Origin of the sequence: Streptomyces thermospinosisporus (genome assembly GCF_039526425.1) — a bacterium.
Classification (GTDB): domain Bacteria; phylum Actinomycetota; class Actinomycetes; order Streptomycetales; family Streptomycetaceae; genus Streptomyces; species Streptomyces thermocarboxydovorans.
In genome coordinates this window covers 1-21,982 of the sequence record NZ_BAAAIZ010000017.1, presented here as the reverse complement: position 1 = coordinate 21,982, position 21,982 = coordinate 1, and the positions used below count along the sequence as shown (strand labels likewise).

The following is a 21,982-nucleotide window of genomic DNA, read 5'->3' as shown; positions in this document are numbered from 1 at the left end:
CCCCCCCGCTGCCGGAGCCGGAGCAGCCGAAGCCGCCGCGGTCCACGGCCTCGCTGCGGCTGAAGGTGCCGTTGTCGGCGTAGCCGTTGCTGACGTCGGCGTCGTAGTACCAGTCGGCGTCCATGCGCTTGCCGCCGGTCTTGCGGTTCTTGCCGTGGGAGGACGAGCCGGAGGGCGTGCAGTTCTTGTCGGCGACGATCTTGTAGCCGTTGATGAAGTCGTAGCTGTCGCGGTCCACGCAGCGGCGGTCCGGGTCCGAGCCGCAGGCGGACAGGGCCGCCGCGAGGACACCCATGCTGCCCAGCACCACCGTGCTGGAGCGCAGCCGCCTCGGTGTGTCTGCCATGTTCTTCACTCCCCCGTGTACTGCCGGTGGCGGCCGGCTGTCCGTACGCCGACTCGCCCCGGACAGCCTAGAGATGGGCCCGACGGGGTGGCGAGAGGCCCCCTCACCTGCGCCTCGATCTACTGTCCATATGTGATCTTTGGCATGGTGTGCGCGCTTGGTTCGGCGGTCTGCTACGGCACGGCGACGGTGCTCCAGGCCATCGCCGCACGCACGGCGGCTGCCACCCACCCGAGCAGCGATGTGGTGCTGCTGCTGCGGGCGCTGCGGCACTGGCGCTATCTGCTCGGGCTGGCGCTGGACGGTCTGGGCTTCGGGCTGCAGATCGTCGCGCTGGAGCTGGTCCCGATCTACGCGGTGGGCGCGGCGCTGGCGGCGAGCCTCGCGGTGACGGCGGTGGTCGCGGCATGGCTGCTGGGCATCCGGCTGAGCCGGGTGGAGTGGACGGCGGTGGCGGTGGTGTGCGCCGGTCTGGCGATGCTGGGGCTTGCGTCGGGGGCGGAGGGCAGGCAGCCGGGGCGGGCTGGCTGGACTGGCTGATGCTCGGCACGGCGGGTGCGGTGCTGCTGCTGGGCGCGGTGGGCGGCCGGCTGCCGGAGCGGGTCCGGGCGATCACCCTCGGTCTGGGCGCCGGTTTCGGCTTCGGCGTGGTGGAGGTGTCGGTCCGCCTGGTCGATGAGTTCTCCTCCCCCGCGGACCTGCTCACCGATCCGGCGCTCTACGCCCTGCTGCTCGGCGGCGGCGCCGCGTTCCTCCTGCTCACCTCGGCCCTGCAGCGCGGCTCGGTCACCGGCGGCCACGGCGGGCCTGGTCCTGGGCGAGACGATCGGTCCCGCCCTCGCCGGTGTCGTCTGGCTCGGCGACCGCACCCGCCCCGGCCTGACCTGGCTGGCCTTCCTCGGCTTCGCGGTGGCGGTGGCGGGCGCCCTCGCCCTGAGCCGCTTCGGCGAGGCACCGGAGGCGCGGGAGGCGCGAGAGGCCGCGGAGCCCGCACACAGCGCGGATTGACCAGGCGTCAGCGACAGACGTCGAGGCAGGGCCTTGAGGACTTCAGGGCAGGTCCTTGCGGACTTCAGGGCAGGGCCTTGTCGGCACCACGGCCGGCCGGCCGGTGCGGGCCGGGCACCGCGGGGCGTCCCGGCCCGGCGTCAGGGCAACGCCGTGCAGATGTCAGGGCAGAGCCCTGCAGAGGGCCTCCAGGGTGGCCGACCAGGCGTGGTCGGGCGGGGTGGCGTAGCCGACGACCAGGGCGTCCGGGGTGGTGACCTCGGCGGCGGGGTGCCGGTAGCGGCTGAGGCCGTGGACGGTCAGGCCCTGCCAGGTGGCCGCCTGCACCACCGACTGCTCGGTGCCGGGCGGCAGCCGCAGCACGGCGTGCAGGCCGGCCGCGATGCCGGTGACCCGGACGTCGGGGGCACGGGCGGCCAGCGCCGCCACCAGGGCGTCGCGGCGGCGCCGGTAGCGCAGGCGGGCGGAGCGGACGTGCCGGTCGTAGGCACCGGAGGTGAGGAACTCCGCCAGGGTGAGCTGCTCCACCAGGCTCACCGAGCGGCCGCCGCCGTGGTCGAGGACGCCCGGCAGAAGGGCGGGCGGGACCATCATCCAGCCCAGGCGCAGGCCGGGTGCCAGGGCCTTGCTGGCGGTGCCCAGGTAGATCACGCGGTCGGGGTGGAGGTCCTGGAGCGCGCCGACCGGCTGGCGGTCGTAGCGGAACTCCCCGTCGTAGTCGTCCTCCAGGACGAAGCCGCCGGTGCGGTTCGCCCAGTCGATCACCGCGGCCCGGCGCTCCGGTCGCAGGGCGCCGCCGAGCGGGAACTGGTGGGCGGGGTTGAGCAGAACGGCGTCCTCGTCCGTGAGGGTGTCGGTGCGGGTGCCCAGGTCGTCGTAGGGGAGGGGGGTGGTGCGCAGGCCGGTGCGTTCCACCAGGTCCCAGTGGACGTCCAGGCCGTAGGGCTCCACGGCGAGGGTGCGGCCGCCGCGGGCGTGCAGCACCTCCGCGATCAGCCGCAGGCCTTCGGCGAATCCGGAGCAGACGACCAGGCGTTCGGGGGCGGCGCGTACGCCCCGGACGCGGGCCAGATACTCCGCGAGGGCGGCGCGCAGCTCGGGCCTGCCGCGTGGATCGCCGTAGCCGAGGGCCTCGTTGGGGGCGGCGGTCAGGGCGCGGCGGGTGGCCTTGAGCCATTCGGTGCGCGGGAAGGAGGCGAGGTCGGGGCTGCCCGGCAGGAGGTCGTACGGCAGCCGGCCGGGGGTGCGCCGGGGTGCGGCCGGGCGGGCGGGCCGCTGCGGCACCGGGTGCTCGGCGACCCGGGTGCCCGAGCCCTGCCGTGCGGTGAGCCGGCCCTCGGCGACCAGGTCGGCGTAGGCGTCGGCGACCGTGTTGCGGGCGATGCCCAGATCGGCGGCGAGGGCGCGGGAGGAGGGCAGCCGGGTGCCGGGGGCGAGCCGGCCGGTGCGGATGGCCTCGCGCAGCGCGTCGGTCAGGCCCCGGCGCAGACCGGGGCCGGTGGGCTTGAGATGCAGGTCGATACCGAAAGTGGCCCAAGGTTCTGCCATGGAAATGGACCATACTCCTGGGCTGCTTGGCTCCTAGGGTCGAGGCCATGACGACGACCACCCGGACGAGGTCTACGAGCGCGCCGCCCAGCACTTCGACAGCACCCAACTGGCCCATCTGGTCGCCCTGATCACCGTGATCAACAGCTGGAACCGGCTGATGGTCAGCCGCCGGATCCCGCCCGGGAGCACCCAGTGGTGAGCGCCGGGGAGAACGACGTCATGAGCAGGGCCCGTACCTTCCGCGCGCTGCATCACCACCGCGCGCCCGGCGACCCGCTGGTGCTGCCCGGCCCCTGGGACGCGGCCGCCGCCCGGGTGTTCGCCGAGGCCGGGTTCCCGGCGCTCGCCACGCCCAGCGCGGGCGTGGCCGCCTCGCTCGGCTACGAGGACGGCCAGACCCCGGCGGAGGAGATGTTCGCCGCGGTGGCCCGGATCGCGCGAGCGGTGGACGTACCCGTGTCGGCGGATGTGGAGGGCGGATACGGGCTGGCCCCGAAGGAGCTGGTGGAGCGGCTGCTGGAGGCGGGCGTGGCGGGCTGCAACCTGGAGGACTCCGAGCACGGGGTGCTCAAGGACCCGCGGGCGCACGCCGACTGGCTGGCCGAGGTGTGTGCCGCGGCGGGTGAGGCGCTGTTCGTCAACGCCCGCATCGACACCTTCCTGCGCGACGCCGGCGACCCCGGGGCGCCCGCCGAGCAGCTGGCCGAACGGGCCATCGAGCGGGCCGCGTTGTATGTGGCGGCGGGCGCCGGCTGCGTGTATCCGATCGGCGCCCCCGCCTGCGTACTGCCGCTGCTGCGGTCCGGCATCCAGGGGCCGCTGAATGTGCACGCCCTGGTGGGCGAGGGCCCCTCGCCCACCGAACTCGGTGAACTCGGGGCCACCCGCATCACTTTCGGGCCGGGCCTGCAGCGGCGTGCCGCCGAGGCCCTGCGCGGCATCGCCGGGCAGCTGAAGGGGCAGCTGAACCCCGGCAAGGGATGACCTGACGGGCTGGGTCCCCGGGGTCAGGGCAGCCACGTGCGCCAGGTGGACTCGTGGCTGTCCACCCACTTCTTCGCCGCCTGACGCGGGGTCAGCTTCTGGTCGGCGATCATCAGGGCGACCTCGTTCTGGTCCTCGGTCGTCCACTTGAACTTCTTCAGGAAGTCCGCCGCCTTCCCGCCCTTCTTCGCGAAGTCCGCGTTGAGGTACTTCTGCAGCGGGGTGTGCGGGTAGGCGCAGGCGACCTTGGCCGGGTCGGCGTCGCAGCCCTCCTTGTAGGGCGGCAGCTTCACCTCCGTCATGGGCACCTGCTCGGTGAGCCACTGGGGGGTGTACCAGTAGGTCAGGAAGGGCTTCTTCTGCTTGGCGAACTGCTTGATCTGGGTGATCTGCGCCGCCTCGGAGCCGGCGAAGACCACCTTGTAGTCCAGCTTCAGGTTCTTCACCAGCGCCTTGTCGTTGGTGACGTAGGACGGTGAGCCGTCAAGCAGCTGGCCCTTGCCGCCGCTCTCCGGGGTGCGGAACTTGCCGGCGTACTTGTTGAGGTTCTTCCAGTCGGTGACGTCCGGGTGCTGCTCGGCGAAGTACGTGGGGACGAACCAGCCGATGTGCCCGGTGACGCCGAGGTCGCCGCCGCGGGCGATGGTCTTCTTGTCCTCGACGTAGCGCTGCTCCTGGTCGGGGTGGCCCCAGTCCTCCAGGATGGCGTCGACCCGGCCCTGGCTGAGCGCGTCCCAGGCGGGCACCTCGTCGACCTGCACGGTGTCGACGCGGTAGCCGAGTTCGTGCTCCAGCAGGTACTGGGCGACGGCGACATTGGCCTGCGCGCCGACCCAGGACTGCACGGACAGGGTGACCGTCCTGGCGCCCTGGGCGTTGGCGAACGGCGACGCCTGCTTGGTCATGTCGGCGGCGCCGCAGCCGGTCAGCGTCAGCAGCAGCGCGGACGCACCGGCCGCCACGGAGTTCGGACGCGTCCTGCCCGTGCGGGTCCGGGGCTTGCGCGTCCGGAGCGGGCCCGTACCGGCCCGGGACATCCGGGACGCCCGGGATATCCGGGACATACGAAATCGCATGTCACGCTCCCTTCTTGGCGCGGCGTTCGGTGGGCTGGGTCACCCGGTCGAGCATCAGGCCCAGGCAGACGATCGCGGCCCCGGCCACCAGGCCGGTCGCCAGGTCGCCCTGGGCGAGCCCGAAGACGACGTCGTAGCCGAGCGCTCCGCCGCCGACCAGGCCGCCGATGATGACGACGGCGAGGACCAGCACCACGCCCTGGTTCACGGCGAGCAGCAGCGCCGGGCGGGCCAGCGGCAGCTGGACCTGGCGCAGTTGCTGGCCGCTGGTCGCGCCGAGCGAGCGGGCCGACTCCAGGGCGGCCGGGTCGACCCCGCGCAGCCCCTGGGCGGTGATGCGCACCACGGCGGGCAGCGCGTAGACGATGGCGGCGGCCACCGCCGGGGCGCGCCCGACCCCGAAGAGGGCGACGACCGGGATCAGATACACGAACTGCGGCATCGTCTGGAACACGTCCAGGACCGGGCGCAGCATCCGCTCGACGCGGTCGCTGCGGGCCGCGGCGATACCGGTCGCGAAGCCGATGACCAGGGTGACGGCAACGGCGGCGAGGACCTGGGAGAGCGTGTCGAGGGACTGGTCCCACACGCCGAGCACACCGATGGCGGCCATGGCGAGCACGGTGGTCAGCGCGGTGCGCCAGGTGCCGATGAGCCAGGCCAGCGCCGCGACGGCGAGCAGCACCGACCACCACGGCAGCCACTGCAGCCCGTCGCGCAGCGGATCCAGCACCCAGGTGGTGAAGCGGCCAGCCCAGTCGGCGGTGCCGCCGACCACGGGCACGCCCGTGTACAGGTGGGCGGTCATCCAGTCGACCGCCCGGTTGACCGGATCGGCGATGCCGACGACCCAGTTGACGGGCCACTCCAGCCGGCCCGCGAGCCGCCCGGCGACGGCGACCACGGCCGCGGCGGCCAGCGCCGCCAGCCACAGGGTGCGGGAGTTGCGGGCGGGCTCCTGCCCGATGCGGGCGCCGGCCGCGCCGGTCACCCGGTCCAGCACCACGGCGAGCAGCACGATCGGCACCCCGGCCGCGAGCGCGGCACCCACGTCGACCGAGGCGAGCGCCTGGTAGACGCGGTCGCCGAGGCCGCCGGCGCCGATGACGGAGGCGATCACGGCCATGGACAGCGCCATCATGATCGTCTGGTTGAGCCCGAGCAGGAGTTCCTTGCGGGCGAGCGGAATGCGGGCGGTCAGCAGGCGCTGGCGTGCGGTGGAGCCGAGCGACTCGACCGCCTCCAGCACCTCCCTGTCGGCGCCGCGCAGCCCGAGCGAGGTCAGCCGGGCCATCGGCGGCGCGGCGTAGATGACGGTGGCCAGCACGGCCGCCGGGACGCCGATGCCGAAGACCAGCACCACGGGGAGCAGATAGGCGAAGGCCGGCAGCACCTGCATGGTGTCCAGGACCGGGCGCAGCAGCCGGTCCATCCGGTCGGACAGCCCCGCGGCCAGGCCCAGCAGCGCACCCACGAGGACGGACACCGCCACCGCCACGGCCATCAGCGCGAGCGTCTGCATCGTCGGCACCCACATGCCGAGCAGGCCGCAGACGAGGAACGCCACCGCGGTGCCCAGCGCCAGCCGGATGCCGGCGACCCGCCAGGCGACCAGTGCGGCCACGGCCGTCACCCCCGCCCAGCCGACGGCGAGGAGGGCGAGGTAGACGGCGCGTACGGCGATGACGACGACGTTGCTGACGTGGCCGAGGAAGTAGAGGAAGAGGGGGTGGGAGTCCCGGTTGTCGATGATCCAGTCGCTGGCGTCGGCGAGCGGCCCGGAGACGTCGACGGTGAGCGCCTCCGGCCAGGCACCGCTGGAGAAGCGGGTCACCGCCAGCGGCACCAGGACGGCGGCGAGGACCGCGAGCGCGAGCAGCTTGCGCACGGCGGCGTTGGCCAGGATGCCCGGCGGGGAGCTCTTCTGTGCGGTCGCGGTGATCGTCGCCATCACACCGGCTCCTCGCTCGCAGCACCGGACCCGGCGGATGCGTCGTCCGCCGCGACCGCGGCGGGTGCGGCCGCCTTGCCCGCCACCACGGCCAGCAGCGCGGGCGCGTCGACCACGCCCAGGCAGCGGCCCTGGTCCATCACCCGGGCCGGTCCGCCCGCACGGGCCACCGCCTCGATGGCCTCGGCGACGGTGGCGTCCGGGCGGACCGCCGGGCCGTTCCCCGCCTCCTCCGCCGAGTCGGCGGGGCGCATGGCCCTGCGGGCCGTGATGACCTGCTCGCGCGGGACGTCGCGGACGAACTCCCGGACGTAGTCGTCGGCGGGCGAGGCCACGATCTCCTCGGGCGTGCCGAGCTGCACGACCCGGCCGTCCCGCATCAGGGCGATGCGGTCGCCCAGCTTCAGGGCCTCCTGGAGGTCATGGGTGATGAAGACCATGGTGCGGCCCTCCTCGCGGTGCAGCCGGACCACCTCCTCCTGCATGTCCCGCCGGATCAGCGGGTCGAGCGCGCTGAACGGCTCGTCGAACAGCAGGACCTCGGGGTCGACGGCCAGGGCGCGGGCCAGGCCGACGCGCTGGCGCTGACCACCGGACAGCTGGGCGGGTCTGCGCTGCTCCATGCCCTCCAGGCCGACCTTGGCCACGACCTCGGCGGCTCTGGCGCGCCGCTCGGTCCTGCCGACGCCCTGGATCTCCAGGCCGTAGGCCACGTTGTCCAGGACGGTGCGGTGCGGCAGCAGCCCGAAGTGCTGGAAGACCATGGCGGCGCGGTGCCGGCGCAGTTCGCGCAACCGGCCCCTGTCCATGGCGCGGACGTCCTCGCCGTCGATGGCGATGGTGCCGGCGGTCGGCTCGATGAGCCGGGTCAGACAGCGGACCAGGGTGGACTTGCCGGAGCCGGACAGGCCCATGACGACGAAGACCTCGCCCTTGCGGACGTCGAAGGAGACGTCCCGGACGGCGGCCGTGCAGCCGGTGCGGGCGCGCAGCTCGGCCTGGCCGAGCGCGGTCAGCTCGGGGTCGCCGGGTATCCGGTCGGCCTTCGGCCCGAAGACCTTCCACAGTCCCTCGACGGAGAACACGGGCACGGTGGCCTCCGCGTTTCCGGTGTCGCCCGCGTTCTTGGTGTTCTTCGGACCGTTGCTCGCGGTCGGTGCGGCGGTACCCATCAGGCATCACCCCCGATCAGATCGGCGGCGCGTTCTCCGACCATGAGCACGCCGATCATCGGGTTCACGGCGGTCATGGTCGGGAAGACGGAGGCGTCGGCGATGCGGATGCCCTCCAGTCCGCGGATGCGCAGCTCGGGGTCGACGACGGCGAGTTCGTCGGTGGCTGCGCCCATCTTGCAGGTGCCCGCCGGGTGGTAGACGGTGTGGGCGACCTTGCGGGCGTACTCGCTGAGCTCCTCGTCACCGGTGATGTGCGGGCCGGGCGCCACCTCGCGCTTCAGCCAGCCGGCCAGCGGCTCGGTCTTCGCGATCTCACGGGCGATGCGGATGCCGTCGACCAGCGTACGGCCGTCGTAGTCGTCCTCGTCGGTGAAGTACCGGAAGTCCAGCGCGGGCTTGACCTCGGGGTCGGCGCTGGTCAGGTAGAGCCGGCCGCGGCTCTTCGGCTTGGGGATGTTCGGGGTCATGGAGACGCCGAACTCGGGCCGCTGGTAGCCCAGTCGCTCCGGATTGTCGGTGAACGGGATCTGGTAGAAGTGGAACATCAGGTCCGGCCCCGCGTGCCCGGGGTCGCGGCGCACGAACAGACCGGCGTCGGAGTCCATCGCGGAGTTCTCCGGAATGGGTCCGTGCGTCTCCCAGACGATCACCGACTCGGGGTGGTCGAGCAGGTTCTCACCGACGCCGGGCAGGTCGTGCACCACGGGGATGCCGAGCGCCTCCAGGTCCCCCCGCGGCCCGATGCCCGAGTGCAGCAGCAGCCGGGGCGAGTCGACGGCACCGGCGCACACCACGACCTCGTTGCGGGCGCGCACGAGGATCTCCTCGCCCTCCTTGGTGCGCACATGGACGCCCTCGGCGCGGGTGCCGTTCAGCCGGAGCTTGTACGCCCAGGTCTCCAGCATGATCGTGAGGTTGGCCCGCTCGTCCATGACCGGGTGCAGATACGCCACCGAGGCCGAGGAACGCTTGTTGTTCTCCGGGTGGTAGGCCAGGTCGAAGAAGCCGACGCCCTCGTTGAACGGCTTCTCGTTGAAGCCCTCGATGCGCGGCACGCCGAGCGCGGCCTGCGCGGCGTCCACGAAGTCACGGGCGATGGCGTTCCGGTCCTTCTCGTCGACCGGGACGATGTTGTTCTTCAGACGGGCGTAGTACGCCTCCATCTGCACCGCGCCCCAGCCCTGCGCCCCGGCCTGCTCCCACTCGTCCCAGTCGGACGGCAGCGGCTTGAACGCGATGAGCGTGTTGTGCGAGGAACAGCCGCCGAGGACGCGGGCGCGGCTGTGCCGGATGTGCGAGTTGCCGCGCGGCTGCTCGGTGGTCGGGTAGTCGTAGTCCAGCTCGCCACCGAGCAGGCCCATCCACCGGCGCAGCGTCAGCACGTCGTCCCGGCCGACGTCACTGGGTCCGCCCTCGATGACGGCGACCGTGACGTCCGGGTTCTCGGTGAGCCGGGAGGCGATCACCGAACCTGCGGTGCCGCCGCCGACGACGACGTAGTCGAACTCCCGCGTGTGCTCGGGCATGAACGGTTCTCCTTCGGGGACTTGGAAATCCGGATGGATACCTGGGTTGACTGGGTTGGCTGGTCGGGGCTGGTCGTGCAGATACGCAGGCCGCGGCAGGGGCGCCGCGTGCCGCCGCCGGCGATACGGCGCTAGGGATCCTTCAACAGCCAGCCCATGGCCGGGTGTTCACCGGACGAACGGCCTGCGGGGACGGGGCCGCGACGCAGCGGCATCCGCGGCGCGGCGCTCACCATGACCACCGGTCCGCGACACGGGACAGCGGCACGGCGTCCGCCGCAGCAGACGCGCATCGCCGCGGACCGTTCCGGCGCGCGACCGCCTCCTCGCGCGGCCCGCGACCCGGGCGGCGCCGGCCCGGGATCGCCGGCGCTCGCCGCGAACTCACCGGACTCGAGCTCACGGGACTCGAGCTCACGGCGCTCGTACTCACCGGACTCGAGGTCACCGGGCTGAAGGGCACCGGACTCAAGGGCACCGGACTCGAGGGCACCGGACTCGAGGGCACCGGGCTGAGGGGCACCGGGCTCGCGGTCCCGGGCCGCGCACCGCCGGCGAGGCACGCCAGGCACTCCCCCGGCGCTCCGCGCCGACCGCACGCCCGGCACTTCCCCGGCGCTCCGTGCCCCGGCCCTCGCCGCTCAGCCCGCGAACCAGCGCACCGGCTTGGGAGCCAGGTTCTGGTACACATGCTTGGTCTCGCGGTACTCGGCGAGCCCGGCCGGGCCCAGCTCGCGGCCCAAGCCGCTCTTGCCGAAGCCGCCCCACTCCGCCTGCGGGAGGTAGGGGTGGAAGTCGTTGATCCACACCGTGCCGTGCCGCAGCCGCCCGGCCACGCGCCGGGCGCGGCCCGGGTCGCTGGTCCACACCGCGCCGGCCAGGCCGTACTCGGTGTCGTTGGCGAGGGCGACCGCCTCGTCCTCGGTGCGGAAGGTCTCGACGGTGAGGACCGGTCCGAAGACCTCCTCCCGCACCACGCGCATCTCACGGTGGCAGCGGTCCAGCACGGTCGGCTCGTAGAAGTACCCGCTCGCCGGGCGTTCGGCGGACGGCTCGGGGCGCTTGCCACCGGTGCGCAGCACCGCGCCCTCGGACAGCGCGGAGGCCACGTACTCCTCCACCTTGGCGCGCTGCTGTTCGGAGACCAGCGGCCCGCACTCGACGCCCTCCTCGGTGCCGCGGCCGAGCCTGATCTTCCCGGCCCGCCGGGCGAGTTCGGTGACGAAGCGCTCGCGCACGGACTCCTCGACGATCAGCCGCGAGCCCGCCGAGCACACCTGGCCGCTGTGGATGAACGCGGCGTTGAGGGCCTGGTCGACGGCGGTGTCGAAGCCCTCCTCGGTGGCGCAGGCGTCGGCGAAGACGACGTTGGGGTTCTTGCCGCCCAGTTCGAGAGCGACCTTCTTCACGGTCGGCGCGGCCGCCTGAGCGACCTTGACGCCGCTGACCAGCCCGCCGGTGAAGGAGACCAGGTCGACGTCGGGGTGCTCGGCGAGCCGCGCGCCGACGGTGTGACCCGGCCCGGTGACGATGTTGGCGACCCCGGCCGGCAGTCCGGCCTCGATCAGCAGGTGGATGAGCGCGACGGTCGTCAGCGGGGTGATCTCACTGGGCTTGATGACGAAGGTGTTGCCCGCGGCCAGCGCCGGAGCGATCTTCCAACTGGCCTGGAGCAGCGGGTAGTTCCAGGGCGTGATCATCGCGCAGACGCCGACCGGCTCGTGCACGACGACGCTGTGGATGTCGCTCGACCCCGCGTCGACGACCCGGCCGGGCGCCTCCGCCGCGATCAGGTCGGCGAAGTAGCGGAAGGCGTCGGCGACACAGTCGATGTCGATGCGCCCCTCTTCGACGGTCTTGCCGGCGTCCCGGCTCTCCAGCAGGCCCAGCTCCTCCCGGTCCCGCACGAGGAGATCGGCGACGCGGCGCAGCAGCGCGGCCCGCTCGGCGACGGGCGTGTGCGGCCACGGCCCCTCGTCGAAGGCCCGCCGCGCGGCGGCCACCGCCACATCGGTGTCCTTCTCGTCACCCTCCGCGACCACGGCGAACGGCTGCGCGTCCGCGGGGTCGAGGATCTCGCGGGTGGCCCCCGAGACGGCCGCTCGCCACTCGCCCCCCGCGTGGATGGTGTCGCGCGCCTGGGGTTGGGTACTGTCCGCCATGATCGGTTACTGCCTTCCGTTCCTGTTCAGCGCCCGTGGAGCACACAGGTGTTCACCTACGGGACCGGGTGCTTCTGCCCCCCGGCCCGGAATGCATGCGCAATTGACGCCGAACGTGCGCAGCGTCACGGAAGATTCGGACATTGCCCACTCAAACGCCCGCGCTGTAAGCGGGCGGTGACGAAGCGTGCCGCGGCCCGTGGCCCAGGGCCGTTCGTTGGGATGAGCCTGCGGGAATCGCGTTGGGATGAGCCTGCGGGAATCGCCGGCGCCTTGTCGGCACCAGACCCCGCGTCCGCAGGCTGATCCGAACGACAGGCCTGGCTCAGCCGCAGGTGGTGTACGGCGGGCAGAACACGCTCAGCGCCGTCCGCAGCAGCTCCCGCTCGTCCTCCCGGCCGTCGGCGTCGGCACCGTAGACGGCGACGGCGTACACCTTCCCGTCGGCGGCCTCGAAGCGCTGGTCGACGACGTGCCAGGTGCCGACATCGGGCTCGCCCTTGAACGAGTCGGCCAGGTACTCCAGCCGGGAGCCGGCGAAGTCGCCGTCGTCCAGGTTCTCCAGGGACAGCTCGGTGAACCCGGGTGCCTTGGCCACCCTGTCCGAGAGGAACTCCTCGTGCGAGGCCCGCCCGGACGGCTCCAGCACCTCGAAGACCTGGATGCGGCGGTCGCCGCCCGGGCTGCGGTAGTTCACCACGTCGAAGCCGTGCTTCGAGGGCACCGTGGCGCGGGTCCAGCCCGTGGGGCGGGCGATGGTGAAGCCCTCGGGGTCGGCGTACGACTCGTAACCGGCGGGCAGGTCCGCGTCGCCGCTGTCCAGGGCGGAGGACGATGCGGAGGGCGAATCGGCGGGTGTCGTCTGCTGCCCTCCGGAACCCTGCTCCGGGTTCTCGCCGGACGTGCCGGGTGTCTGGGAAGCGGTCGCGGCGACGGAGGCGTTGCCGCCGTCGGCGCCGTACCCGGCTCCGTCGCCGTTCTTGACGACCAGCGTGACGGCCAGCCCCACGATCACCCCGACCGCGGCGGCGCCGCCCACGACACCCCAGATCCGCCCGCTGTTCCGCCCGGACCGCACCGGCTCGGGTACGCCCAGTACGTGACCGGGCCCGAAGGACACCCCGGGAACCTGCCACGGCGGCGGAGTCGCAGCCGGGGGCGGAGGCGGCGCCGGAGCGACACCGGCACCCGGTCTCTGGATCCCAGTGAGGGTGGGCGCGTAGTGCGCGGGGTCGGGGAGCCCGGTTGGGGCGGGGCCGGGGTGCGCGGCCGGTTCGGGGCTGGGGAGCCCGGCCGGTGCCGGGTTGGGGAGTCCGGCCGCTGCGGGGTAGGGGTGGGCGGACGGGGCGGAGCCGGGAGCGCCCGCCGGGGACTGCTGATCACCGGCCTTCGAGAATCCCACCCCGCCGGGGGCATCCGCCGGGGTGCTACCCCCGGCATCCACGCGGTCGGCGCCGGCAGCATCCCCGCCGCCAGCACCCGCCGAGGCGCCACCACCGGCACCCGCCCGAGCAGCGCCGACGGCATCCGACAAGGCAGCACCAGCGGCGTCCGCCTGACCAGCGCCGGCAGCATCCCCGCCACCGGAATCCGCCGAGGCGCCACCAGCACCGGAATCAGCCGCGCCACCACCACCGGCGTCAGCCGTGCCGCCGCCGTCGCCCGCACGCTCCGCGCCCGCGGGCGCCGACGCGCCCGCGGCAGGCGGCCACTGGACCGGACCGGCGGCCCCGGCGCCGGAAGGGCGGCCCTCGCCGCCTCCCGTGTCACCTTCCCCTCGGGCCTCCTCCTCGGCGCCCGGCGTCGAGCCCTCCGCACCGCTCCCCCCGCCGGTCCCGGCCGGCTCGTCCCCGGCGTCCTCCCAGCGCTGGTTCTCCTCGTTCCAGTACAGCGGTCCGGTGCCCGTGCCCATCTGTCCCCCCTTGCCTCACTCACCTCACGGTGGTCTTCCCCCACCTCACATGCCGAGCAGCCCCGCCACGGTTCCCGCGGAGGCGAGCAGCGCGGTGAGGGCCTGGGCGTCCGCGAGGAGGTCCCGGAGTCTCTGCAGCCGGCTCGGGCCGGCCGCACCCGTGCGGTTGATCTCATCCTCCGTCTCGGCGAGCGCCGCGTCGAGTTCCGCGGTCCGATCGGTCTGCCGTACCCGGCCGCCGGCCAGATCCGCCCGCAGCTCACGCACGGCCCGCAGCAGCTCCTCGGCGGCCTCGTCGCGCGGTGCGGCCCCGCCGCCCTGCTGGTGGCTGACCGCGCGGGCGTGGCTGCCGATGGCGAAGGTGCTGCCCGAGACATCCCCGATCCGGACGGTCGGCTCCTCACTTGCCATGACTCGCGGTTCCCTTCTGCGGCCCGGGGCCGCCGCTGGTGGCGCTGGCGTGCTCGCCGATGGCGAAGGTGGACGACTCGACCCGGTCGATGTGCACGGCGCCGTTGCTGACGTTGACGATCTTCTGGACGAACTCGCCGGTCTCGTACCCGGCCTCGGCCAGGGCGAGCCGCACCCCTCGCCCGATGCGGTCCTGCACACCGCGCAGATACCGGGCCACGTCCATCTCCTGGAAGGTGGACCCCGTCTCGACCGCGGCCACCTCCCGCACGGAGAGGGCCGGCCCCTCCGGCAGTGCCCGGGCCTGATTGCCCATCAGCAGCTGCCATGCGTGACCCGCGCCCCGGGCGAGGGTGACCAGCGCCCGCCCGGCCGACCCGGGCACCAGCACCAGTGCGGCGACCGCCTTGCCGAAACCGCTGCTGGTGCGGAACCGGTGCGCCATGCGGTCCGCGTTCTTGAACTCGGGGTTCACCGGTGTCAGTACGTGCGGGGCGATCTCCAGCACCAGCATCCGGCCCTGGGTGTGGATGCGGACGTAGACGGTGACGACCAGCTCCTCCTCCCAGCCGCCGACCCGCACCCGCAGGAAGTGGCGCCGCTTCTCGCCGCCCTCCTCCACCGACCGCTGCCAGTGCTGCTCGAAGCTGTCGGGGTCGTAGGGCGCCTGGTCGCGCGAGGTCAGTCCCTCGACCGGCAGGAAGACGCACTCGGCGATCTCCAGCCGCCGCAGCCGGTCGCGTACGGCCGTGCCCGCGTGGGGGGCGGGGATGCGCAGCTGTTCGAGCATGGGCCGGATCCGCTCGAGGATCGCCCGGTTGTTGATCGGCTGCTGCTTCTTCGCCGCGTCCGGCCGGAGTTCGACCGTGAGCACCCAGGTGTCGTAAGGCTCTCCCGCCCCGCGGAACGGACCGGCCTCGTCGTACATGATCAGCGGGGCGTGCTGCTCCCGCCGGATGAGGTTCTTCAGCCGCCGGAAGCGCGCGCCTTCCCCGTGCTCCGCGGGGTCGTTCGCCACGTCCGGGAACCGCTGCGGGGAGAGCTCCGCGGAGAGCACCCGGGCGAACTGCCCGCGCCGTGCCGCCTCGCAGAGCGCGATGAGCGCGAAGACGGCGAGGGCGAGCCAGCCGTGCCACGCCTCCACCTCGTCGCCGCCCAGGCCGGAGAACGAGGCCAGGGCGTCCCCCGCGTCGGACGCCGTGGGCACGGAGTCGTCGGACTCCCCGGGACCATAGGGGTTGTACGGGGCGTACGGGTCGTACGCCGGGCCGGAGTCGCCGGAGTCGCCGGAGTTGCCGGAGTTGTCTTGGAGGTCGGCACCGGCAGCCACGTTCCCGACGAGGAACAACCCGAAGGCGAACATCAGGCGGCCGCACCAGCGGACGAGGAACGCGCCGATCATCCGGAGCACCAGCGGGCCGGGGGCGCGGTCGCGGATCCAGGGAGCGAGGGCGATGAGCAGGCTGGGCCAGAGCAGACCGAACAGCAGCCAGCCGCTCAGCGGCAGGCCGACCACCCATAACCCGAGGATCGCGGCGGCCCACAGCAGTTCGAGGTGCCGGGCGCGCAGTGCGTGCGCCAGGACGCGGGCGGCGTCGAAGCCGAGCGAGGGCGCCACGAACCGCTGCTGGTTCACATACAGCTCGTCGATCACCCGGTCGCGGTAGGCGGGGTTCAGGTACGTCCCCGCGCACAGCAGCCGGGTCGCCTCGCTGGCGTGCGGCGGGTCGGGCGGAAGGTCGGGAGGCTGCGGGAGGTCAGCAGAGTGCTGGTTGTCGGCGTGGTGCGGTTGCTGCGGCACGAATCCGGTGCTCACTCCGGGTCCCCCGATGCGCGAGTGTCGTAGGCGACGGACGGTCTGAAGGGGCATCAGCATAGAGGAGCCGCGAGAGTACCGGGATCCACAATGTCAAGGCCTCACCTATGTGAGGTGCGTCAATCTTTGGCCATGGATCGTGTCACCCCGGCCACCGTCCGCCGACCCTTGCCCGAGTCCCAGGAGTCGCAACGACTGAAAACGAATGAGAACCAATGAAAACGAATGAAAGTGAGTGAAAGTGAGTGAAAACAAATGAAAACGACTGAAGGGGCCCCGGCCGCCATGTGCGGCAACGGGGCCCCTTCAGAACTGTGCTTCGGTGGGCGGCAGCTCAGTAGCGCGGCCGCCTGAACCACTCGGCGCTGGCGCGCTTCGAGGCGAAGACGATCAGCAGGATCGCCACCACCATGATGATGAGGCCGAGGCCGAAGGCGGCGAGGGTGAAGATGCCGGTGACGATGGCGAACGAGCCGTAGACGATCGAGCAGACGCGGACGCCGTTGCCGCCCTTGCCGTACTGCAGCAGCAGCACCAGGCCGAGCACCGCGAACACCGCCGCCAGGCCCGTGAGGAACACCACGACGCCCTTGCCGACGTCGGCGAACTGCTGGAGGTCGGAGTCGCTCGATATGCCGGCCTCGGCCATCGTCTCGTCCCACTTGGACAGCTGGTAGCCGTACAGCACCGCGATGAGGAGATGGGCCGCGGCCACGATCGCGAGCATGATCCGCGCGGCGCGCGTGATGCCCGGCATCTGCGTGGGGGCGTAACCGCCGCCGTAGGGCTGCTGCACCGGCGGAGCGGCGGGGTAGCCGTAACCGGGCTGACCGGGCTGTGCGGGCTGGCCGGGCTGCTGCGGCGGCTGCCCGTAGGGGTTGTTCGGGTCGCCGAAACTCATGGCGGATGTTCCTCCGTTGCGCTCACGTGCGGGGACGGCGCGAGCCATGGCTCGGAGGAAGCTACAGATGCGGTACGTCCCCCCGTGCTGCCCGCGACACTGCGCGAATCATCGTTCTTGACCGGTCTCTTACTTGTCCAGTCACATTCCGCATGTGTTGTGCAAGTGCAACATCACTGATCTTGGACGGATACGGGAGGAACGTGATCGCCGCCGCAGTCGTGGACATCACGGCCCCTCCTGACGCGGGCTGATTGGAACCAGGCCCCGGTCATCCGGGAGGATGGGGCCATGACCGCCCAGATTCTCGATGGCAAGGCCACCGCAGCCGCGATCAAGTCCGATCTGACCGCCCGCGTGGCGGCGCTGAAGGAGAAGGGCATCACGCCCGGCCTCGGCACGATCCTCGTCGGGGACGACCCCGGCAGCCAGAAGTACGTCGCCGGCAAGCACCGCGACTGCGCCCAGGTCGGCATCGCCTCCATCCAGCGTGAGCTGCCCGCCACGGCCACGCAGGAGGAGATCGAGGCGGTTGTGCGGGAGCTCAACGAGGACCCCGCCTGCACCGGTTACATCGTCCAGCTGCCGCTGCCGAAGGGCATCGACGAGAACCGGATCCTCGAACTGATGGACCCGGACAAGGACGCCGACGGGCTGCACCCCATGAACCTGGGCCGGCTGGTGCTCAACGAGCCCGCACCCCTGCCCTGCACCCCGAACGGCGTGCTGACCCTGCTGCGCCGCTACGGCGTCGAGATCAAGGGCGCCGAGGTCGTGGTCGTCGGCCGCGGGGTGACCATCGGCCGCCCGATGCCGCTGCTGCTGACCCGGCGCAGCGAGAACGCCACCGTGACCCAGTGCCACACCGGCACCCGCGACCTGTCCGCCCACCTCCGGCGCGCGGACATCATCATCGCCGCGGCGGGCAGCGCCCACCTCATCCGGCCCGAGGACGTCAAGCCCGGTGCGGCCGTGCTGGACGTCGGTGTCTCCCGCAGCGCCGACGGCAAGATCGTGGGCGACGTCCACCCCGACGTGGCCGAGGTGGCCGGCTGGATCTCCCCCAACCCGGGCGGTGTCGGCCCGATGACCCGGGCCCAGCTGCTCGTCAACGTGGTCGAGGCGGCGGAGCGCAGTGCCGGCTGACCAGGACACCCCGCGCACCGGGGAGACCCCCACGCGGACCGCGAACGCGCCCCGCTCCGAGGGCGGCGCGAGGCGGCGCGCGGACGAGACACGTACCGAGGGCGGCGTGACGCAGCCCGAGGGCGAGGCCCGCTCCGAAGGCGAGCCTCGTGCCGAGGGCGACCGGGGCCGCGAGGCCGACGGAAAGCAGTCCCAGGAGGCGCCCCGCCCCGAAGCCGACGGAAAGCAGTCCCGGGACGAGCCCCGCACCGGGACCGGCGGGAAGACGGCCGAGGGCGAGACGCGCCCGGAGGAGGACGGCATCACCGTCCGCGACCCCGTCAGCGCGCCCGGCGCCGAGGGCACGCCGCGGCGCACCACGCGCCGCTTCCCGCTGTTCACCCGGGACACCGCACGCCCCGAGGGCGGCGGCCGGGCGGCGCCGGGTGACGCACCGGCGCCCGCCCGGCAGTGGCCGATCCTGGCGGTGCTGCTCACGGTGGGGCTCGGTCTGCTGCTGACCGCGCTGGACGCGTTCCGCTGGGGCACGCTGCTGGTCGGTGCCGCCCTGGTGGCCGGTGCGGTGCTGCGCTGGCTGGTGCCGGACGTGGGCATGCTCGCCGTGCGCTCCCGCTTCACGGACATCCTGACGTACGGCGTCCTGGGGACGGCGATCGTGCTGCTCGCGCTGATGATGCAGCCGGATCCGTGGCTGGAGCTGCCGTTCCTGAAGGACATGCTGCACTTCACGGTCAGCAACTGACCCGGCACCTGGCGGTCAGTCACTGACGGGAGCGGCATCCGACGACGAAGGCGGCGGCCCGTCCTCACCCCCGTGAAAGGACGGGCCGCCGCCGGAAACAACCCTCCCGCGCGGCGAAGTGCCTGTTCAACGGCTGTCCGGCTGCTGTGGCACGGAAGTGACCGTTCCGGTACGTCCCCCGGAATCCGCGGACAGACCCAAGATCTTCGTCACGCGGGATGAGTGGGACGACCGTGTTCTTACGTGTTCGTACATGTGGTTGCCGTGTGTCGATGTATTGACAAGTTCGCGAATTTGCCCCGAAGCCGCCCGACGGCGGAGCTAGCGTGGACATTCGGGATGGTCCGTGACGTCCCGCGCAGATGCGCCGGGTTGGGTTCGGTGGAGGGGGAGAGCGGTGGGACACTGGTGTCCACGCGAGAGGGCGCGCGAAGGCGCACGCCCGTAGCCCTGACGCTCCCGTGCGCCCCCACCCCGGGAACTGAGATCCTTACTGGCGGCATCCCTGTGGGTAACCAGAACGAGGACTCGGCCAAGGGCACCATGCGCGAGGAACGAAACAGCACGAACCGGGGGGAAGAGGGGGGAAGCAATGCCTCGTTGGAAGGCCTTGCCGGATGAGCTCGATCCGCAGATCAGAGAGTTCACGAGCCAGCTCAGGCGGGTCGTGGACCGCAGTGGCCTGAGCATCGCGTCCGTGTCGGACCGCACGGGCTACAGCAAGACGTCCTGGGAGCGGTATCTCAACGGACGGCTGCTCGCGCCGAAGGGCGCGATCGTGGCCCTGGCCGAGGTCACCGGCACGAACCCGGTGCATCTGACGACCATGTGGGAGCTCGCCGAGCGCGCCTGGAGCCGCTCGGAGATGCGCCACGACATGACCATGGAGGCGATCCGGATCTCGCAGGCGCGTGCCGCGCTCAGCGAGCTGGCCCCGCCGCCGAGCGGGGGCAAGCCGCGCAAGAGCTCCGGGTCCCGCGCGGGCGTCGCCGGACCGGCCGGCGAGGCGCCGAGCGTCCCGGCGCAGCCCGGCGCCACGGACGTCGGCGGCTCCGGGGGCAACTCCTGGGGTGTCTCCGGCGGTTACCCGGGCACCTCCGCCCCGGCCGGCGGCCCGCAGCGGCCCGACGGCCGCGGGCCCGCCGTGCCGCCCCGCTCGGGCGGGCAGAGCCGCTCCGGCCGTGGCCAGGGCAAGCGGCGCACCGGGACCTTCCTCGCCGGTGCCGTGGGCGTGCTGGTGGTGATCGCCGCCGCGTTCTACGTGACCGAGACCGGCGACCAGAAGAACACGGGCGGCGACCCGACCCCGTCGCCCACCGTCACCACCGAGGCCAACCTGCCCGCCGGCGTCAAGTGCAGCGGCGACAGCTGCACCGGCAAGGACGCCGAGGCCATGGGCTGCAGCGGCGACCTGGTGACCACCGCGCAGACCGCGACCGTCGGCACCACCACCGTCGAGGTCCGCTACAGCGAGACCTGCGGCGCCGCCTGGGGCCGCATCACCCAGGCCACGACCGGCGACAAGGTCGAGATCACCGCGGGCAAGGCGAAGCAGAGCGACACCATCACCGAGGCCGGTGACACGGTGACGTACACGGCGATGGTGGCGGTGAAGGACGAGGCCGAGGCCAAGGCCTGCGCGGTGCTTGCCTCCGGTGAGAAGGGCTGCACGGACGGGCAGTGAGGGCTGCCCGGACGGGCGGCGATCAGGCGGGCCCGCGGCGCCGGTAACGGCCGCACCCGCCCTGTTCCCGTGCCCGGGTGCCGGTCCCGGTCCGGGTCCCGCGGCCGTACGCCGACGTGCTGCCGTGGGAATCCGCCGGGTCGGATCCTTACAGGATCGGTGAGGACAGGCATGGCCCGCCGCAGGGCGGGCACGCGAACAGTACCCCCCACGGGAGTCCGGCACGGTCGGTCCCCGACGGCGGCCGCTGGTCCCCCTCTCCCGGACGGGCGGCCGCCCCTTCGTGCGCCCGGCCGGGTAGCACCGCGTCACTCTGTGGGGCGGGCCACAGGGAGCCCCGACATCCGCCGTCCCGGATGCGCGATAGCCTGACCGCTGGATGGATCTCTTGATACCAAGAGATCGATCAAACGTAGCGGGGCAGGGACGCCCCACCGCCAGCTGTCATACGGAGAACGCCATGACCCGCACTCCCGTGAACGTCACCGTCACCGGCGCGGCCGGCCAGATCGGTTACGCCCTGCTCTTCCGCATCGCCTCCGGCCAGCTGCTCGGCGCGGACGTGCCGGTCAAGCTCCGTCTGCTGGAGATCACCCCGGCGCTGAAGGCGGCCGAGGGCACGGCCATGGAGCTGGACGACTGCGCGTTCCCGCTGCTCCAGGGCATCGACATCACCGACGACCCGAACGTCGCCTTCGACGGTGCCAACGTGGCCCTGCTGGTCGGCGCCCGCCCGCGCACCAAGGGCATGGAGCGCGGCGACCTCCTCGAGGCCAACGGCGGCATCTTCAAGCCGCAGGGCAAGGCCATCAACGACCACGCCGCGGACGACGTCCGCGTCCTGGTGGTCGGCAACCCGGCCAACACCAACGCGCTGATCGCCCAGGCCGCCGCGCCGGACGTACCGGCCGAGCGGTTCACCGCGATGACCCGCCTCGACCACAACCGCGCCCTGACCCAGCTGTCGAAGAAGACCGGCGTCCCGGTCTCCGAGATCAAGAAGCTGACGATCTGGGGCAACCACTCCGCCACCCAGTACCCGGACATCTTCCACGCCACGGTCGCCGGCAAGAACGCCGCCGAGGTCGTCAACGACGAGAAGTGGCTGGCCGAGGAGTTCATCCCGACCGTCGCCAAGCGCGGCGCCGCGATCATCGAGGCCCGGGGCGCGTCCTCGGCCGCCTCCGCCGCCAACGCCGCGCTCGACCACATCTACTCCTGGGTCAACGGCACGCCCGAGGGCGACTGGGTGTCCATGGGCATCCCGTCGGACGGCTCCTACGGCGTCCCGGAGGGCCTGATCTCGTCCTTCCCGGTCACCTGCAAGGACGGCAAGTACGAGATCGTCCAGGGCCTGGAGATCAACGACTTCTCGCGGGCCCGCATCGACGCCTCCGTCAAGGAGCTCGAGGAGGAGCGCGAGGCGGTCCGCAGCCTGGGCCTCATCTGATCCGGATTTGATAGGGGATCAGGTTCAGGTCCGTATCTGATCCGCTGCCAGATCCGACGCGCTTTCGGAACGGGCCCCGTACCGGCTTGACCGGTGCGGGGCCCGTCGCGTTGCCGTGCGGCCCGTCGCGTTGCCGTGCGG

16 protein-coding genes and 2 pseudogenes are annotated in these 21,982 nt (G+C 72.5%); 7 read left to right on the top strand and 11 right to left on the bottom strand.

Going from position 1 to position 21,982, the window contains the following annotated elements; genetic code table 11:
• Positions 1 to 346: hypothetical protein (locus ABD207_RS07195; protein ID WP_344010947.1), on the bottom strand; the 346-nt coding region annotated here is incomplete at its 3' end.
• 144 nt (positions 347 to 490) lie between these two features.
• On the opposite strand from ABD207_RS07195, the pseudogene ABD207_RS07190 reads away from it, so the two are divergent.
• Positions 491 to 1,354 (top strand): annotated as a pseudogene (locus ABD207_RS07190) (DMT family transporter).
• A gap of 162 nt (positions 1,355 to 1,516) precedes the next feature.
• Here ABD207_RS07190 and pdxR read toward each other — a convergent pair.
• Positions 1,517 to 2,902: a MocR-like pyridoxine biosynthesis transcription factor PdxR gene (gene pdxR, locus ABD207_RS07185; RefSeq protein WP_344010945.1), complete on the bottom strand. Its 1,386-nt coding sequence runs from the start codon at positions 2,900 to 2,902 to the stop codon at positions 1,517 to 1,519.
• A gap of 61 nt (positions 2,903 to 2,963) precedes the next feature.
• On the opposite strand from pdxR, the pseudogene ABD207_RS07180 reads away from it, so the two are divergent.
• Positions 2,964 to 3,104, top strand: a pseudogene (locus tag ABD207_RS07180) (carboxymuconolactone decarboxylase family protein); the annotation flags it as partial.
• Positions 3,105 to 3,124: 20 nt separating this feature from the next.
• Positions 3,125 to 3,889 (top strand): isocitrate lyase/PEP mutase family protein, encoded by a 765-nt coding sequence (locus ABD207_RS07175; RefSeq protein ID WP_344010944.1) that lies wholly within the window; start codon positions 3,125 to 3,127, stop codon positions 3,887 to 3,889.
• Positions 3,890 to 3,912: 23 nt separating this feature from the next.
• Here the strand turns inward: ABD207_RS07175 and ABD207_RS07170 are convergent, their stop codons facing one another.
• The 9 genes from ABD207_RS07170 to ABD207_RS07130 all read right to left on the bottom strand — a co-directional run bounded on the left by ABD207_RS07170 (position 3,913) and on the right by ABD207_RS07130 (position 16,819).
• Positions 3,913 to 4,965, bottom strand: a complete 1,053-nt coding sequence (locus ABD207_RS07170) for an ABC transporter substrate-binding protein (RefSeq protein ID WP_425580637.1) — start codon at positions 4,963 to 4,965, stop codon at positions 3,913 to 3,915.
• 1 nt (position 4,966) lies between these two features.
• The gene (locus tag ABD207_RS07165; RefSeq protein WP_344010943.1) at positions 4,967 to 6,916 is read right to left on the bottom strand and encodes an ABC transporter permease; all 1,950 of its coding nucleotides are present in this window, start codon (positions 6,914 to 6,916) and stop codon (positions 4,967 to 4,969) included.
• Complete coding sequence (locus ABD207_RS07160) at positions 6,916 to 8,088, bottom strand: quaternary amine ABC transporter ATP-binding protein (protein WP_344010942.1); 1,173 nt, start codon at positions 8,086 to 8,088, stop codon at positions 6,916 to 6,918. The genes ABD207_RS07165 and ABD207_RS07160 overlap by 1 nt, the downstream gene beginning before the upstream one ends.
• On the bottom strand, positions 8,088 to 9,617 hold the full coding sequence (locus tag ABD207_RS07155) for a GMC family oxidoreductase (protein WP_344010941.1): 1,530 nt from the start codon (positions 9,615 to 9,617) through the stop codon (positions 8,088 to 8,090). Before ABD207_RS07155 ends, ABD207_RS07160 begins: the two co-directional genes overlap by 1 nt.
• 641 nt (positions 9,618 to 10,258) lie before the next feature.
• Positions 10,259 to 11,779 (bottom strand): aldehyde dehydrogenase family protein, encoded by a 1,521-nt coding sequence (locus ABD207_RS07150; RefSeq protein ID WP_344010940.1) that lies wholly within the window; start codon positions 11,777 to 11,779, stop codon positions 10,259 to 10,261.
• Between the two features lie 325 nt (positions 11,780 to 12,104).
• Entirely contained in the window at positions 12,105 to 12,899 is a 795-nt protein-coding gene (locus ABD207_RS07145) for a hypothetical protein (RefSeq protein ID WP_344010938.1), read from the bottom strand.
• Positions 12,900 to 13,736: 837 nt separating this feature from the next.
• Positions 13,737 to 14,102: a hypothetical protein gene (locus ABD207_RS07140; protein WP_344010936.1), complete on the bottom strand. Its 366-nt coding sequence runs from the start codon at positions 14,100 to 14,102 to the stop codon at positions 13,737 to 13,739.
• Positions 14,092 to 15,918: a hypothetical protein gene (locus ABD207_RS07135; protein ID WP_344010935.1), complete on the bottom strand. Its 1,827-nt coding sequence runs from the start codon at positions 15,916 to 15,918 to the stop codon at positions 14,092 to 14,094. Before ABD207_RS07135 ends, ABD207_RS07140 begins: the two co-directional genes overlap by 11 nt.
• A gap of 334 nt (positions 15,919 to 16,252) precedes the next feature.
• Complete coding sequence (locus ABD207_RS07130; RefSeq protein ID WP_344010933.1) at positions 16,253 to 16,819, bottom strand: hypothetical protein; 567 nt, start codon at positions 16,817 to 16,819, stop codon at positions 16,253 to 16,255.
• 291 nt (positions 16,820 to 17,110) lie between these two features.
• On the opposite strand from ABD207_RS07130, the gene ABD207_RS07125 reads away from it, so the two are divergent.
• The 4 genes from ABD207_RS07125 (at position 17,111) to ABD207_RS07110 (ending at position 21,841) form a co-directional block, all read left to right on the top strand.
• Positions 17,111 to 17,965: a bifunctional methylenetetrahydrofolate dehydrogenase/methenyltetrahydrofolate cyclohydrolase gene (locus ABD207_RS07125; protein WP_344010931.1), complete on the top strand. Its 855-nt coding sequence runs from the start codon at positions 17,111 to 17,113 to the stop codon at positions 17,963 to 17,965.
• 106 nt (positions 17,966 to 18,071) lie between these two features.
• Positions 18,072 to 18,707: a DUF3017 domain-containing protein gene (locus tag ABD207_RS07120; RefSeq protein WP_344010929.1), complete on the top strand. Its 636-nt coding sequence runs from the start codon at positions 18,072 to 18,074 to the stop codon at positions 18,705 to 18,707.
• 592 nt (positions 18,708 to 19,299) lie between these two features.
• Complete coding sequence (locus ABD207_RS07115) at positions 19,300 to 20,391, top strand: helix-turn-helix domain-containing protein (RefSeq protein ID WP_344010928.1); 1,092 nt, start codon at positions 19,300 to 19,302, stop codon at positions 20,389 to 20,391.
• 460 nt (positions 20,392 to 20,851) lie between these two features.
• Positions 20,852 to 21,841, top strand: coding sequence for a malate dehydrogenase (locus tag ABD207_RS07110; protein ID WP_344010926.1), 990 nt, complete (start codon positions 20,852 to 20,854; stop codon positions 21,839 to 21,841).
• The last annotated feature ends 141 nt before the right edge of the window (positions 21,842 to 21,982 follow it).

Coding starts and splice junctions, on each gene's coding strand:
- pdxR (WP_344010945.1), bottom strand. CDS start 2,902: ATGGCAGAACCTTGGGCCACTTTCGGTATCGACCTGCATCTCAAGCCC.
- ABD207_RS07175 (WP_344010944.1), top strand. CDS start 3,125: ATGAGCAGGGCCCGTACCTTCCGCGCGCTGCATCACCACCGCGCGCCC.
- ABD207_RS07170 (WP_425580637.1), bottom strand. CDS start 4,965: ATGCGATTTCGTATGTCCCGGATATCCCGGGCGTCCCGGATGTCCCGG.
- ABD207_RS07165 (WP_344010943.1), bottom strand. CDS start 6,916: ATGGCGACGATCACCGCGACCGCACAGAAGAGCTCCCCGCCGGGCATC.
- ABD207_RS07160 (WP_344010942.1), bottom strand. CDS start 8,088: ATGGGTACCGCCGCACCGACCGCGAGCAACGGTCCGAAGAACACCAAG.
- ABD207_RS07155 (WP_344010941.1), bottom strand. CDS start 9,617: ATGCCCGAGCACACGCGGGAGTTCGACTACGTCGTCGTCGGCGGCGGC.
- ABD207_RS07150 (WP_344010940.1), bottom strand. CDS start 11,779: ATGGCGGACAGTACCCAACCCCAGGCGCGCGACACCATCCACGCGGGG.
- ABD207_RS07140 (WP_344010936.1), bottom strand. CDS start 14,102: ATGGCAAGTGAGGAGCCGACCGTCCGGATCGGGGATGTCTCGGGCAGC.
- ABD207_RS07130 (WP_344010933.1), bottom strand. CDS start 16,819: ATGAGTTTCGGCGACCCGAACAACCCCTACGGGCAGCCGCCGCAGCAG.
- ABD207_RS07125 (WP_344010931.1), top strand. CDS start 17,111: ATGACCGCCCAGATTCTCGATGGCAAGGCCACCGCAGCCGCGATCAAG.
- ABD207_RS07115 (WP_344010928.1), top strand. CDS start 19,300: ATGCCTCGTTGGAAGGCCTTGCCGGATGAGCTCGATCCGCAGATCAGA.
- ABD207_RS07110 (WP_344010926.1), top strand. CDS start 20,852: ATGACCCGCACTCCCGTGAACGTCACCGTCACCGGCGCGGCCGGCCAG.